Here is a 13,294-nt window from a genome sequence, read left to right as displayed (position 1 = left end):
ACCTTGCCAGCCAGCAGAGAGACGGTTCAGACCGTCCTGAAGAACATCGCCGACCCGGTCGCGGGCGGCGATATCCTGTCGAGCGGCGTGGTCCGCGCGCTGAACGTCGACGAGGCCGGCGCCGTGCGCTTCGTCATGGAGATCCCGCCGAGCGCCAGCACCGCCTACACCAAGATCAAGGACGAGGCCGAGGCCGCGCTGAAGGCCACCGAGGGTGTCACCGGCGTGTCGATCGTGATGACCGGCCACACCGAGAAGGCGCCGCCGGAGCTGCGCACCCGCAAGGCCGAGCCGCAGGGGCCGCAGAAGATCCCCGGCGTCAACCACATCATCGCCATTGCCAGCGGCAAGGGCGGGGTCGGCAAGTCGACCGTGTCGTCGAACCTCGCCTGTGCGCTGGCGCAGCAGGGCCGCCGCGTGGGTCTGCTCGATGCCGATGTCTACGGGCCGAGCCAGCCGCGGATGCTCGGCGTCTCGGGCCGCCCGGCGAGCCCCGACGGCAAGACCATCCTGCCGCTGCGCAATCACGGCGTCACGATGATGTCGATCGGCCTGATGACCAATGACGATCAGGCGGTGGTCTGGCGCGGACCGATGCTGATGGGCGCGCTGCAGCAGATGATGATGCAGGTGCAGTGGGGCGCGCTCGACGTGCTTCTGGTCGACCTGCCGCCCGGCACCGGCGACGTGCAGATGACGCTGAGCCAGAAGGCGCAGGTCGACGGGGCCATCGTGGTCTCGACGCCGCAGGACGTGGCGCTTCTGGATGCGCGCAAGGGCATCGACATGTTCAAGCAGCTCAACGTGCCTCTGCTCGGCATGATCGAGAACATGTCGACGCATATCTGCTCGGCCTGCGGCCACGAGGAGCATGTCTTCGGCCATGGCGGCGTCGCCTCCGAGGCGGCCAAGCTCGGCGTGCCGCTTCTCGCCGAGATCCCGCTCGACCTGCAGATCCGCCTCGCCTCCGACGGCGGCGCGCCGATCGTGGTGAGCCAGCCCGACAGCGGGCAGGCCAAGGCGTTTCACGATGTCGCCGCCGCGCTGGTGGCGAAGGGGGTGGCATGAGCGAGGCCGAGGCACTGGCCTTTCCGCCGCTGCTCTGGGGCGAGGCGGTGTCGACCGATGCCTTCGACCACGCCTGCCAGCGGGCGCTGCTGGGCTGCGACGCGGGCCTCGTAGCCCATCGCGTCAGCGCCAGCGTGGCGCAGGCGGCGCTGGTCTTCGCCCCCGAGGTGCCGCTGGCGCAGGCCATGGCGATGCTGCCGCTCTGCGGTGTGGGGTTCCAGAACGCGCTTGGCGTGCTGGCCCCGCCCGAGGTCGCGGTGCATCTCGACTGGGATGGCGGCATCCGCGTCAACGGTGCCGCCTGCGGACGCTTCCGGGCGATGGCGTCCACCACCGACCCGGCCCAAGTGCCCGACTGGCTGGTCATCGGCTTCACCCTGCCGCTGATCCCCGCCAGCGACCGCCCCGGCGATACGCCCGACCAGACCTCGCTCTATGCCGAGGGCTGCGCCGAGGTTGCGCCGCACGCCCTGATCGAGGCCTGGGCACGGCACAGCCTCAACTGGATCAACCGCTGGGATGACGAGGGCAGCCGCGCGCTGCATTCCGAGTGGCGCGGTCTGGCGCAGGACATGGGCGAAGAGATTACCCGCGACGGCCGCACCGGCACCTTCCTCGGCGTCGACGAGGATTTCGGCATGTTGCTGCGTGACGGCGAGACCACCCATCTCATTCCGCTGACGACCGTTCTGGAGCCCGCCCCATGAAGCTTGCCCGCGCCATCCATTTCGACGAGAGCGACACGCGCGTCTATGCCTCGCCCGCCCGCACCGGCGAGTGGTGCATCTCGGGCGGGTTCGAGTTCTCCAACTGGACCGAGGGCGACCTGACCGGCAAGCCGCGGCAGGCCTTTGCCAATGGCTGGCTCGGGCTCGAGACCTTTGGCCGCGCGACTTTCGTGGCCGTCACCGCACTGGAGCCGGCCGAGCGCGAGGCGCTGACCGACCTACTGGCAGAGCACTTCGTCACCTATTACGGCGCCCCCTCCGCCGAGGCCGCCCGACCCGTGGCGCAGGAGGAGATCGGCCAGATGATCGAGCTTTGCGAGGATCACGCGCCCAACACCCTGCTGACCGTGGCGCGCGAGCTCACCGGGTCCGGCGTGCGCGAGGCCTACCGGGTGATTGAATCGAGCGACGCCGGGCTTGAGCAGTTCGCCATCCACGGCTCGCTCGACGATGAGCCGCATCATCACTGATCCGCGCTGACCGCGCGACGGGGCCGTGCTAGGCTCGGCCCCGATGAGCTTCAGGACCCGCCCGAGGATCGCTGCCCGATGACCACCGTTCGCCTGCGCCTGCTGATCCTCGCGCTGGCGCCGCTGGTGCTGCTGATGCCGCTGCTGCTTCTGCTCGGCATGACGCGCTGGACCGGCGATTACGACAAGGTTCTTGCCGCGAACGTGCAAAGCGACCTGCGCATCGCCGAACAGTACCTGTCGCAGTTGATGACCCGCACCGGCGAGGAACTGACCGGCGTGGCCGAGTCGCTGGCCTTCGATGCAGCGCTTGAGGGCGACGGGCCGGATGCGCGGTTTCTCGATGCCAAGCGCCGCGAGCTCGGGCTCGACTTCCTCTATTTCCTGCCGTCCGGCAACGACGACACCGCAGGCGCGCGCTGGCCGGTGATCGAGGCCGCCCGGCAGGGCCGTGCCCGGACCGCCATCGACATCTTCCCCTCCGAGATGCTGGCGGCGCTGCCGGGGGATCTCGAGACCCGCGCCCGCATCGACCTGATCGAGACAACCGCCGCGGTGCCCACCGACCGGCAGGTCGAGGATCGCGGCATGGTGGTGCACGCCGCCAGCCCGGTGCGGCTTCCGGGGCACGAGGGCGTGCTGGTCGGGGGCATCCTGCTCAACGGCAATCTCGGCTTCATCGACGCCATCAACGCGCTGGTCTATCTCAACCCGGTCACCGGCGGCACGCGGCAGGGCACCGCGACGTTGTTTCTCGACGACGTGCGGATCTCGACCAACGTGCGGCTGTTCGAGGACGTGCGGGCGCTCGGCACGCGGGTCTCCGCCTCGGTGCGGAAGGTGGTGCTCGACGAGGGGCAGACCTGGCTCGACCGGGCGTTTGTCGTCAACGACTGGTATATCTCGGGCTACCTGCCCCTGACCGACAGCTTCGGCGAGCGGGTGGGGATGCTTTACGTGGGGATGCTGGAGGCGCCCTTCACGCAGGCCAAGCGGGATGCCTACCTCTGGATGATGGCGGCCTTCGCGGCGGTCCTGCTGCTCTCGGCGCCGGTCTTCCTGTGGCTGGCCAAGGGCATCTTCGCGCCGCTCGAGCGCATGACCCAGACCATGCGCCGCGTCGGGCGCGGCAACCTCGCGGCGCGCATCGGTCCGGTCGGCGCGCGCGACGAGATCGGGCAGGTGGCGGGGCATCTCGACGATCTGCTCGACCAGGTACAGGACCGCGACCTCAAGCTGCGCGCCTGGGCCGAAGAGCTGGAGGACCGGGTCGACACACGCACCGCCGAACTGCGCGAGGCCAATGCCAAGCTCGAACAGACTTTCCGGCAGCTGGTGATGAGCGAGAAGCTCGCCGCCATCGGCGAGATCACCGCCGGGGTCGCGCATGAGATCAACAACCCGATGGCGGTCATCCAGGGCAATGTCGACGTGATCCGCATGGAGCTGGGCGCCGAGGCGGCCCGGGTCGAGACCGAGCTCACGCTGATCGACCGGCAGGTGATGCGGATGGAAGCGATCGTCGGCAAGCTGCTGAAATTCGCGCAGCCCTCCGACTATTCCGACTGCGCCGAGACGGTGGCTCTGGCGCCGGTGGTGGAGGACTCGCTGATGCTGGTCGACCACGCGCTGAGCAAGGGCGCCATCGAGGTGCTCACCGATCTGCCGGAGCTGCCGCCCGTGGCGATCGATGCCGGCGAGATGCAGCAGGTGGCGATCAACCTGATCCTCAACGCCGCGCAGGCGATGAGCGGGCGCGGACGTCTCTGGCTGAGCCTTGGCGAAGAGACCCGCGAGGGCGTCGCGGGGGTCGTGCTGACGGTGCGCGACAGCGGGCCGGGGATCGCCGAAGAGGCTCTCGGATCGCTCTTCGATCCGTTCTTCACGACGCGCCGCGGCGAGGGCACCGGGCTCGGCCTGTCGATCTCACAAAGCATCGTGCAGGGCGCGGGCGGGATCATCACCGCGGGCAACGCGCCGGAGGGAGGGGCGGTGTTCACCGTCTGGCTGCCGGTCGCCTAGGGGCGCTATGGACAGCGGCGCGGGGGGCGCCTATCTGATGGTCATGGACTGGGATCACGAACTCGACGCCCGCGGGCTGCTTTGCCCGCTTCCCGTGCTGAAGGCGCGCAAACGCCTGCAGGGCATGCAGAGCGGACAGGTGCTGCGCCTCGTCGCCACCGACCCGGCGGCGGTGATCGACGTGCCGCATTTCTGCACCGAGAGCGGCCACGCCTTCCTCGGCGCCTCGGAGGCCGAGGGCGCGCAGGTCTACCTGATCCGCAAGGCCTGAGCGCCGCCTCAGATCAGCCCGAAGGACGCGTAGGGGATGTAGCGCACCGGCGTGCCGGGAGTGACCTCTACCGCCGCGTCGGGCAGTTCCACCAGACCGTCGGCCCATGACAGCCCGCTGATCCGGCCCGAGCCTTCCGAGGCGAAGACCTCTGCCGCGCCGTCTGCGGTGAGCCGCGCGCGCAGGTATTCGCGGCGGCCCGGCTTCTTGCGCTTGGAAAACGCCGCCGGAACGGTGAAGCCCTGCGGCGCGGTCCAGCCGGCGCCCGCCATCAGCGACAGCGCCGGGCGGGCAAAGATCAGCGCGCAGACCAGTGCGGCCACCGGGTTGCCCGGCAGGCCGAAGACCGGCGTGCCGTCCCACATCGCCAGCGCCAGAGGGCGCCCCGGCTTCAGCGCGATGCGCCAGCTCGAGAGCGTGCCGCGCTGGCGCAACAGGGCCGAGACGTGGTCCTCGTCGCCCGCCGAAGCGCCGCCCGAGGTCAGGATCACGTCGGCCTTGCGCGCGCCCTCGCCGAGCCGTGCGGCGATCTGCTCGGGATCGTCCGGCACGTGGCCGAGATCCACCGCCTCGCAGTGCCAGCCCGAGGCCAGCGCCAGCAGCATCGGGCGGTTGGCGTCCCAGATCTGGTGCGGTGCGGCGGGGCGGTCGGGGGCGGAGACGATCTCGTCGCCGGTCGAGACGACGCCCACCCGCAGCGGGCGGTGCACCGGCAGCTCGCCGATGCCGAGCGCCGAGGCCAGCGCCAGATCGGGCGCGCGCAGGCGACGGCCCTTGGGCAGGGCGGGGGCGCCTGCGGCGACGTCCTCGCCATCCTTGCGGGTGTTGGCGCGGGGCTTGACGGGGCCGTCGAAGACCACGGTGGTGGCGTCGGTATTGGTGTCTTCCTCGAGCACCACGGTGTCGACGCCCTCGGGCAGGATCGCGCCGGTCAGGATGCGGATGGCATGGCCCGGCGGCACCGCGTGCGGGTAGGGCTGGCCCGCGGCGGCGCGCCCCGCCACCAGCGGCAGGCGCTGCACGCCCGCGCCCGTGGTCCCGTGGGCAAACCCGTAGCCGTCCACTGCCGAGTTGGGCATCGGCGGGTTCGAGCGTTTCGCCACCACATCCGCCGCCAGCACCCGGCCCGCGGCGCGGGCGGTGGGCAGGGTCTCGAGACCGGTCACCGGGTGCAGGGCATCGCGCAGCTTGTCGAGCGCGTCACCCACCGGCACCCAGCTCACCCCCTGCGGCATGGCAAAGCAGTCGTCGCGGAGGCGGGGCGGCATCAGGTCGGTCTTGGGCATGTCTTCCAACAGGTCGGGCGTGGCGAGCGCGGCACGGGCGGCGCTTTCGAGCAGGGTTTCGTGGCCGAGGCCAAGGATCCAGCCCTCTTCGGCGTCGCCCTCTCGGGTCATGGCGTCAAGCTGGCGCGGCTCGAGCTGCGCCAGGGCTGCGGCAGGGATGCGGACCTGCGCGCGATCCTTGATTTCGTTCTCTTCCGCCAGCGCCTCCACGGTCGGGGCGATGAGCGAGGGGAAAAGCTCGACAAGGGTGATGGGCGCATCGTGACGCTCGAACGGGCGCACGGCGAGATCGGCACCGAAGCGGTCGCGTAGGGATTGCAGCCGGGCGATGCCAAGCAGCGCCTGCGAGCCGACGGAGCCGGTGGTGAAGAGCTTCCAGACCGGCTGCGCGCCCTTGGTCCGGTCGCATGCGCGGCGCTCGGACATGCCGTGGCCGTGGCGCACGGTGCCCTTGCTGGGCAGGCGCGGGTCGCCAAGGCTGTCGGGGCAGCCCCAGAAGGGGCCGATGCCGGGGAACAGGTCATTGAGATCGGCGGCGACCTCGAAGCGGTTGTTGGCATTGTCCGCCGCATCCCCGATGAGGTCGCTGATGACTCGCCAGAGCGCCATAGGGTCGGCCTGGCCGCTGACCGCTTCGGCGAAGCCGCGCGGATAGCCGAAGGGGAAGTCGAACCCCGCCAGCACCCGGCGCCCTTCGGCGCGCTCCGCCTCGAACAGCGTGGCGAGCGTCTCGGTCGCGTCGTGGCGGGTGCGGTGGTAGCTGGTGGCGACCTCTGCCGCGCCGCGGCGGGCGACGCCGATCCAGATGGCGTCCTTCGAGGGTTTCGCGGGCGAGGGCGACGAGGCCCCGGACCAGTCCACCACCACGATGGTGTCGAAACTCACAGCCCCACCTCGCGCAGGATGAAATCGGCGATGCCGCGTGTGTCGTCGAGATCGAAGCGCGGCAGGGCGGACTCGACCGCGCTGTCGGCGGCAAGCGCGCGGATGCTGGGATTGTCGGGCGAGAGCAGCGGCTTGCCGGTCTCGGCGCGGTGTGCCTCGATCTTCGGATGCGGGTCGCGCTTGTAGCCCTCGATCAGGATCAGATCGACCGGCGCGAGCTTGGCCAGCAGCTCCGACAGCGGCGGCTCGGGCGCGCCGCGCAGTTCGTGCATCAGCGCCCAGCGGTTGGGCGAGGCGAGCAGCACCTCGCCGGCGCCGGCCTCGCGGTGGCGGAAGCTGTCGCGCCCCGGCTGGTCGACATCGGTGCTGTGATGGGCGTGCTTGACGGTCGAGACCGTCAGGCCGCGCGCGCAGATCTCGGCCACGAGCCGCTCCATCAGCCCGGTCTTGCCGCAGTTCTTGCTGCCGGTGACGCCGTAGATCCTCATGAGGCGAGCTCGCGGGCGCGGGCCAGATCCTCGGGCGTGTTGACGTTGAAGAACGGATCGAACGGCTCGGCGGGGAACAGCGCCTCGCCGGCGCCGTGCCGGTCGGTCCAGAGCACCACCTTGCGCAGGCCCTCGCCGAGTGCTGCGCGCAGGTCGTCGGCGAGCGCCACCGGCCAGAGGCCGAAGGTGGGGTGGCGGTTGAGACGTTTGCCGCCGCCGGATTTCAGCGCCTCCTCGCCAGAGCGCGGCGTGCAGGCCAGCGCCAGCGGATGCGGCGCGTCCTCGGCGGCGAGCAGCAGGTGCGGCACCAGATCGCAGGGGAAGAACGGCGTGTCGGCGGCCACCGTCACGATGCTGTCGGCGCCCTGTTCCGCCGCCCAGTCGAGCCCCGCCAGCACGCCTGCCAGCGGCCCCGGGAAGCCCGCGATGCTGTCGGGCAGCACCGGCAGGCCGTAGCCCGCGAAGCGGTTCGCATCGCCGTTGGCGTTGAGCGCCACCCCGGCCACCTGCGGCTCCAGCCGGTCGATCACCCGCTGCAGGAGCGGTGCGCCGCCGATCTCGAGCAGGCCCTTGTCGCCGCCACCCATGCGCGTGGCGAGGCCACCGGCGAGGATCACGCCGAGGGGCTGTTGCAGCGCGCGGCTCATTCGGCGGCCTTCCGGCGCGACTTGCGGTCTTCGTCGGGCACACTTGCGGGATCGACATCGCGCAGCAGCCGCGCCTCGCCGGACAGGCAGACGAAGCGTTGGCCGCGCATCCGTCCGATCAGGGTGAGCCCGACCTGCCGGGCGATCTCGACCCCCCAGGCGGTGAAGCCCGAGCGCGAGGCCAGCACCGGGATGCCCATGAGCGCCGTCTTGATCACCATTTCCGAGGTCAGCCGCCCGGTGGTGTAGAGGATCTTGTCCTGCGCCGCGACATCATGGCGGAACATGAACCCCGAGATCTTGTCGACGGCGTTATGGCGCCCGACATCCTCCATGTAGACCAGCGGCCGGTCGCCTTGGCACAGCACCGTGCCATGGATCGCGCCGGCCTCGAGATAGAGCGACGGCGTGGTGTTGATCTCCTTCGCCAGCGCATAGAGCCACGAGCTGCGCACCTGCGCGTCGGGCAGGGTCAGCCCCTCGAGCCCCTCCATCATGTCGCCGAACACGGTGCCCACGGCGCATCCCGATGTGCGGGTCTTCTTCTGCACCTTCTCCTCGTACGAGGTCTCGCGCTCGGTGCGGACCACCACGGTCTCGATCTCGTCGTCGTAATCCACGCCGGTCACCACGTCGTCGGGGCGCAACATGCCCTGATTGCGAAGGAACCCCAGCGCGAGGTACTCGGGATGGTCGCCGATGGTCATCGCGGTGACGATTTCCTGACGGTTGAGATAGATCGTCAGCGGGCGTTCTTCGACCACCGCGATCTCGGTCGGTGCGCCGGTCTGGTCGGTGCCCGAGATGCGCCTGGTGAGGCGCGGGTCGGCGGGATCGGGAAGCAGCGGCAAGTCTGGCATCGGTTGGATTGTCTTGCCTCCTCTGGCCTGTGCGCCGGGCATCTTGTAACGTGCTCCGACCAGTTGCAAGGGGATGGGGATGCTTGGATACGTGACGGGCCTCGGCCGTGGCGAGGTCGACAGCGTGATGCGCGAGGTGGCGCAGCGCCTGCGCGCCGACGGGCTGCCGCTTGCAGGCGCGGTGCAGCACAACATCGAGACCGGGCCGACCACCAAGTGCCACATGGATCTCGAGGTGCTGAGCGGCACCGACGTGGTCCGCATCAGCCAGGATCTGGGGGCGCTGTCGCGCGGCTGCCGGCTCGATCCGCAGGGGCTCGAGCGGGTGGTCGGGCTGGTCAGCGCCGGGCTCGACAAGGGCGCGGCGCTGCTGCTGGTCAACAAGTTCGGCAAGCAGGAGCTCGACGGGCGCGGCTTCCGCCCGGTGATCGCCGAGGCGCTTGGCGCCGGCGTGCCGGTGCTGGTCGCGGTCAATCAGGCCAATCTCGAGGGCTTCCTTGCCTTCGCCGAGGAGCTGGCCGAGCCTCTGCCGACCGATGTCGAGGCGGTCACCGACTGGTGCCGCGCCCGCATCGGCGAGGCCGCCGCGGCCTGAGCGCGCAAGGCCTCAGGCCGGGGGCCACATGCGGCTGAACACGCCGTCGCGCTTGATCAGGCCGTGCATCGCAGCGGCGCCGATATGGGCCACGACCAGCGCGATGATGAGGTAATGGGCATAGTGGTGCACCGCCTTGGCGCTGTCGGCCAAGGGTTCGCTCTTGGCCACCATGCCGCCGATGAGCGGGTCCCAGAATTCCATCGGAAAGCCGCCGGCCTGAACCCGGAGGATGCCGGACACCACCATCACGATGAGGGTCAGGTAGAGCAGCCCGTGCACCGCCTCGGCCGCGACCGCCTGCAGGCGCGGGAGGCTTGCGGGCAGGGGCGGGGCCGGCCTCAGAAAGCGGACCACGAGGCGCAGCACCACGAGGATCAGGATCACCGGGCCGATGTTCTTGTGATAGAGGAACAGGCTGTCCTGCAGTGCACGCGACAGCCCCTCCTGCACCATGATCAGCCCGGCGGGAATGGTGCTGAGCACCAGCACCGCCGTCAGCCAGTGCAGCAGCCGGGACAGGCGCGGATAGCGCGCGGGTGGGACCTCGGACAGGGGCGCCAATGCTCTCTCCTCCCTGAGCGGTTCTATACAGGATTACATCAACCGCACCGACCGGTAAACAGCGCTCATCTTGACAGCAGGTTCGTCCGGGACACTTCATTTCAAATGCACATGAGCCACGCCCCCAGTCCTCCAAACGACGCCGGCCCCGCCGGGAGAGCGCCCGTGGCAGCGCTTCTCGTGCTGACCGGGGCGTTCGCCGCCGCGCTGCTGTTCGGGGCCGCGCTTCTGGCGGGCGTGCCGATGCTGACGCCGGTGCTGGGCTTCGGTCTCGGCGCGGGCGTGGTGGCGCTTTGTCTGCAGCGCCACTGGCGGGCGCCGCAACTGGGATACGCCAACGCCCTGACCCTGGGCCGGATGGCGCTGGCGGCGCTGATGCTGGTGCCGCTGCTGCGCCCCGAGCTCACCGAGGGCGCGACGGGTTGGGCGATCTTCGGCCTCGCGCTCGCGACGCTGGCGCTCGACGGGCTGGACGGGCCGCTGGCGCGCCGCGCCGGGCTGGCGGGGCCATGGGGCGCACGCTTCGACATGGAGGTCGACGCGGTCTTTGCGCTGCTGCTCTCCGCCGTGGTCTGGCAGAGCGGCGCGGCGGGGCCGTGGGTGCTGCTGCTTGGCGGGATGCGCTATCTCTTCGTTCTGGCGTCGTACCCGCTGCCTTGGCTGGCGGCGCCGCTGCCGCAGCGCTTTCGGCGCAAGCTGGTCTGCGTGATCCAGATCGGCGCGCTGGTGGTGCTGCTCGCGCCGGTTGTGGTGCCCCCGGTGAGCATCGTCATCGCGCTCGTCGCGCTGGCACTGCTGACTTGGTCCTTCGCCGCAGATGTGCTCTGGCTGGCGAGGCCGCGTTGAGCGGCGGCGCGCGGCTGGCCCTCGGGCTCTTCGCCTCCGCGCTGCTGATCGATCTGGTGCTGATCCAGCCCAACCATCCGGCCGCCCTCGGCTGGGGCGCGCTGCGGCTGGTGCCGCTCGAACTTCCGGTGCTGCTCTTGGGGCTGCTGGCGCTGGGGCGACGGGCGACGGGGCTGGCGCTGGTGGCAGCGCTGGCGCTGCTGGTCATGGTGCTGGTGAAGCTCGCGGATTTCGGGGTCTATACGGCCTTCGCGCGCAGCTACGATCCGGTTGCCGACCTGCACCTGCTGCCCGCCGGGCTGCATCTGCTGTCCGGGAGCATCGGTGTTCTCGGCACAGCACTTCTGGGAGCGTTGCTGGTGCTCGCGCTCGCCGCCGTCGCCTGGCTGCTCTTCCTGGCGCTCGCACTTTGGGCGCGCACGGGCAGCCGCCTTTCGCGGCCCGCGCGCCTCGCGGCGGGGATCGTCGCGTTGGTCTTCGCCGGCCTCTCGGCGGCAGAGATCCGCACAGCGCTCAATGGCTGGCAGGGCTGGAACCCGCCGGGCGCCGCCTTCACCTCGCGGCTTGCCGCGGAACACCTGCGCGATTTCCGCCGCGCGCGCACCGCGCTGACCGCCTTCCGGCTCGCCTCCCGAACAGACCCGTGGGACGGGCAGGGCGGGCTGCTGGCGCAGCTTGGCGGGCGCGACGTGGTGATCGTCTTCGTCGAAAGCTATGGCCGTGCCGCCTATGACAATCCGCTTTATGCCGCCCGCCACGCCGAGACTTTGGCGTCGGGCGAGGCGGCGCTGAGGCAGGCAGGGCTCGAGGCGCGCTCGGGCTGGCTGCGCTCGCCGGTGATGGGCGGGCAGAGCTGGCTGGCGCACGCCTCGCTGGTCTCCGGCCTCGACGTCAGCGACCAGACACGCTACCGCGCGCTGCTCACGAGCGACCGCAAGACCCTGTTCACGCTGGCGCGGCAGGCGGGCTATCAGAGCGTGGCGGTGGCGCCGGCCATCGTGATGCCGTGGCCCGAAGGGCCGCAGCTTGGCTTCGAGACGGTGCTGGCGGCGGCAGATCTGGGCTATGCGGGCCTCCCCTACAACTGGGTGACCATGCCCGACCAGTACACGCTTTCGGCCTATGACCGGCTGGCGCCGCCGGGCGCGCCGCGGCTCACCGAGATCGCGCTGATCTCGAGCCATGCACCGTGGACGCCGGTGGCCGAGATGGTGCCGTGGGACGCGGTGGGCGACGGCAGCGTCTTCGACGCGCAGGCGGTGGCGGGGCCTAGCCCGGGCGAGGTCTGGGCCGACCGCGACAGCATCCGCGACCAGTACGGGCGGGCGCTCGACTATTCCATCGAGACGGTCCTGAGCTGGGCCGCGCTGCCGCGCGAACGCCAGCCGCTGCTGATCGTGCTGGGCGACCATCAGGCGGCGGGTTTCGTGTCGCAGCACGGCGGCATGGACGTGCCGGTGCACCTGATCGGGCCGCCCGAGGCGGTCGCGCTGTTCGAGGGCTGGGGCTGGAGCTCTGGCCTGACGCCCGATCCTGCGCTGCAAAGCTGGCCGATGAGCGCCTTCCGCGACCGCTTTCTCGAGGCCACGAGCCGAGAGACGGAGGGCGGCTCGTGAGGGTGCTGCGGCTGCTCGTGCCGCTGGCGCTGATCGCGCTGTGCCTGTGGCTGGCCGACGGGCGCGCGGTGCTGGAGCGGCTCTCGGGCCTGTCGGTCGGCTGGTTCATCGGCGCGGTCGTGCTGCTCAACGCGGTGACGCTGCTGTCGGCGCTGCGCTGGAAGCTCACGGCGACGGCCCTGAGCCTGCCCCTGGGCGCGGGCGAGGCGGTGCGGGAGTATTACCTCGCGCAGTTCGTCAACCAGACCCTGCCGGGCGGCGTGCTGGGCGATGCCGCGCGGGCGATGCGCAGTCGCAAGGGCGGGCCGATGCGCCGCGCCGCGCAGGCGGTGGTGCTCGAGCGCGCGTCGGGGCAGGCGGGGATGGCGCTGGTGTCGGTGCTGGGCCTGCTGCTGCTCGTCGCGGCGCCACACCGGGTGCTTCCCGCCGCCAGCGCGCTGCCGGTCGTCGCGTGGCTGCCAATGGCGTTCCTCGTGGCGTTGCTGCTCGGGGCGGTGCCGCTGGCGCTTGGCCGCGCGGGAGGGCGCGAGGATGGCTGGCGCTTGGCCATACGCGAAGCTTTGCTGAGGCGCTGGCCGGTGCAGGGCGCGCTGTCGGTGCTGGTGGCGCTGCTCACCGTGGCGGGCTTCGCCCTTGCCGCCCGCGCCACCGGCAGCGCGCTGGCCCCCGCCACGGCGCTGCTGATCGTGCCGCTGATCCTGACCGCCATGCTTTTGCCGGCCTCGGTCGCCGGATGGGGCTGGCGCGAGGGCGCGGCGGCGAGCCTCTTTGCCATGGCGGGGCCGGGGGCCGAGGCAGGGATCGCCGCCAGCATCGCCTTCGGCATCGCCATGCTGCTCTCTGCCCTGCCCGGGGCATTCTTCCTGCAACGCACCGGCCACGCGGAGGGGCGGAACAGCGGAAAGATTGCTTCGCCGTCGGAATAACCTAATCTTCTGAAAAACCGGG

The 13,294-nt window shown here is 70.8% G+C and carries 14 protein-coding genes; 9 read left to right on the top strand and 5 right to left on the bottom strand.

Annotated features, from left to right (window positions below; translation table 11 throughout):
• Positions 1–3 precede the first annotated feature (3 nt).
• The 5 genes from LCM15_RS17225 to LCM15_RS17205 all read left to right on the top strand — a co-directional run bounded on the left by LCM15_RS17225 (position 4) and on the right by LCM15_RS17205 (position 4,559).
• Positions 4–1,068, top strand: coding sequence for an Mrp/NBP35 family ATP-binding protein (locus tag LCM15_RS17225; RefSeq protein WP_224858580.1), 1,065 nt, complete (start codon positions 4–6; stop codon positions 1,066–1,068).
• On the top strand, positions 1,065–1,775 hold the full coding sequence (locus LCM15_RS17220; RefSeq protein ID WP_224858578.1) for a DUF4444 domain-containing protein: 711 nt from the start codon (positions 1,065–1,067) through the stop codon (positions 1,773–1,775). Before LCM15_RS17225 ends, LCM15_RS17220 begins: the two co-directional genes overlap by 4 nt.
• A complete protein-coding gene (locus LCM15_RS17215; RefSeq protein ID WP_224858576.1) occupies positions 1,772–2,266 on the top strand; it encodes a DUF6505 family protein in 495 nt (164 codons plus the stop codon). The genes LCM15_RS17220 and LCM15_RS17215 overlap by 4 nt, the downstream gene beginning before the upstream one ends.
• A 78-nt stretch (positions 2,267–2,344) precedes the next feature.
• Positions 2,345–4,288 (top strand): cache domain-containing protein, encoded by a 1,944-nt coding sequence (locus LCM15_RS17210; protein ID WP_224858574.1) that lies wholly within the window; start codon positions 2,345–2,347, stop codon positions 4,286–4,288.
• 7 nt (positions 4,289–4,295) lie between these two features.
• A complete protein-coding gene (locus tag LCM15_RS17205) occupies positions 4,296–4,559 on the top strand; it encodes a sulfurtransferase TusA family protein (protein WP_224858572.1) in 264 nt (87 codons plus the stop codon).
• 8 nt (positions 4,560–4,567) lie between these two features.
• Here LCM15_RS17205 and glp read toward each other — a convergent pair whose 3' ends face one another.
• The 4 genes from glp to LCM15_RS17185 are packed head-to-tail and all read right to left on the bottom strand — an operon-like array spanning position 4,568 to position 8,725.
• Complete coding sequence (gene glp, locus LCM15_RS17200; protein ID WP_224858571.1) at positions 4,568–6,730, bottom strand: gephyrin-like molybdotransferase Glp; 2,163 nt, start codon at positions 6,728–6,730, stop codon at positions 4,568–4,570.
• The gene (gene mobB / locus LCM15_RS17195) at positions 6,727–7,218 is read right to left on the bottom strand and encodes a molybdopterin-guanine dinucleotide biosynthesis protein B (protein ID WP_224858570.1); all 492 of its coding nucleotides are present in this window, start codon (positions 7,216–7,218) and stop codon (positions 6,727–6,729) included. Before mobB ends, glp begins: the two co-directional genes overlap by 4 nt.
• Positions 7,215–7,865, bottom strand: coding sequence for a molybdenum cofactor guanylyltransferase MobA (gene mobA / locus LCM15_RS17190; protein ID WP_224858569.1), 651 nt, complete (start codon positions 7,863–7,865; stop codon positions 7,215–7,217). The genes mobB and mobA overlap by 4 nt, the downstream gene beginning before the upstream one ends.
• Positions 7,862–8,725, bottom strand: a complete 864-nt coding sequence (locus LCM15_RS17185) for a formate dehydrogenase accessory sulfurtransferase FdhD (protein ID WP_224858568.1) — start codon at positions 8,723–8,725, stop codon at positions 7,862–7,864. The genes mobA and LCM15_RS17185 overlap by 4 nt, the downstream gene beginning before the upstream one ends.
• 79 nt (positions 8,726–8,804) lie before the next feature.
• Between LCM15_RS17185 and LCM15_RS17180 the strand changes: the two genes are divergently transcribed.
• Positions 8,805–9,320 (top strand): DUF2478 domain-containing protein, encoded by a 516-nt coding sequence (locus LCM15_RS17180; RefSeq protein WP_224858567.1) that lies wholly within the window; start codon positions 8,805–8,807, stop codon positions 9,318–9,320.
• Between the two features lie 12 nt (positions 9,321–9,332).
• Here LCM15_RS17180 and LCM15_RS17175 read toward each other — a convergent pair whose 3' ends face one another.
• Positions 9,333–9,884 carry a cytochrome b gene (locus tag LCM15_RS17175; RefSeq protein ID WP_224858566.1) on the bottom strand — a complete coding sequence of 184 codons (552 nt, stop codon included), beginning with the start codon at positions 9,882–9,884 and terminating at the stop codon, positions 9,333–9,335.
• Between the two features lie 165 nt (positions 9,885–10,049).
• Between LCM15_RS17175 and LCM15_RS17170 the strand changes: the two genes are divergently transcribed.
• From LCM15_RS17170 to LCM15_RS17160, 3 genes are read left to right on the top strand one after another with little or no spacing between them, the layout of a single operon-like run.
• Positions 10,050–10,730, top strand: a complete 681-nt coding sequence (locus tag LCM15_RS17170; protein ID WP_224858565.1) for a CDP-alcohol phosphatidyltransferase family protein — start codon at positions 10,050–10,052, stop codon at positions 10,728–10,730.
• Positions 10,727–12,346 (top strand): sulfatase-like hydrolase/transferase, encoded by a 1,620-nt coding sequence (locus LCM15_RS17165; protein ID WP_224858564.1) that lies wholly within the window; start codon positions 10,727–10,729, stop codon positions 12,344–12,346. Before LCM15_RS17170 ends, LCM15_RS17165 begins: the two co-directional genes overlap by 4 nt.
• A complete protein-coding gene (locus LCM15_RS17160; RefSeq protein WP_224858562.1) occupies positions 12,343–13,272 on the top strand; it encodes a lysylphosphatidylglycerol synthase transmembrane domain-containing protein in 930 nt (309 codons plus the stop codon). Before LCM15_RS17165 ends, LCM15_RS17160 begins: the two co-directional genes overlap by 4 nt.
• The last annotated feature ends 22 nt before the right edge of the window (positions 13,273–13,294 follow it).

The organism is Salipiger bermudensis (genome assembly GCF_020171625.1).
GTDB classification, from domain to species: domain Bacteria; phylum Pseudomonadota; class Alphaproteobacteria; order Rhodobacterales; family Rhodobacteraceae; genus Salipiger; species Salipiger bermudensis_B.
Note: the sequence above shows the minus strand (reverse complement) of the source record. Positions and strands in the feature narration are given on the sequence as shown.

Coding starts and splice junctions, on each gene's coding strand:
- LCM15_RS17205 (WP_224858572.1), top strand. CDS start 4,296: ATGGACAGCGGCGCGGGGGGCGCCTATCTGATGGTCATGGACTGGGAT.
- LCM15_RS17215 (WP_224858576.1), top strand. CDS start 1,772: ATGAAGCTTGCCCGCGCCATCCATTTCGACGAGAGCGACACGCGCGTC.
- LCM15_RS17180 (WP_224858567.1), top strand. CDS start 8,805: ATGCTTGGATACGTGACGGGCCTCGGCCGTGGCGAGGTCGACAGCGTG.
- mobB (WP_224858570.1), bottom strand. CDS start 7,218: ATGAGGATCTACGGCGTCACCGGCAGCAAGAACTGCGGCAAGACCGGG.
- LCM15_RS17220 (WP_224858578.1), top strand. CDS start 1,065: ATGAGCGAGGCCGAGGCACTGGCCTTTCCGCCGCTGCTCTGGGGCGAG.
- LCM15_RS17185 (WP_224858568.1), bottom strand. CDS start 8,725: ATGCCAGACTTGCCGCTGCTTCCCGATCCCGCCGACCCGCGCCTCACC.
- mobA (WP_224858569.1), bottom strand. CDS start 7,865: ATGAGCCGCGCGCTGCAACAGCCCCTCGGCGTGATCCTCGCCGGTGGC.
- LCM15_RS17210 (WP_224858574.1), top strand. CDS start 2,345: ATGACCACCGTTCGCCTGCGCCTGCTGATCCTCGCGCTGGCGCCGCTG.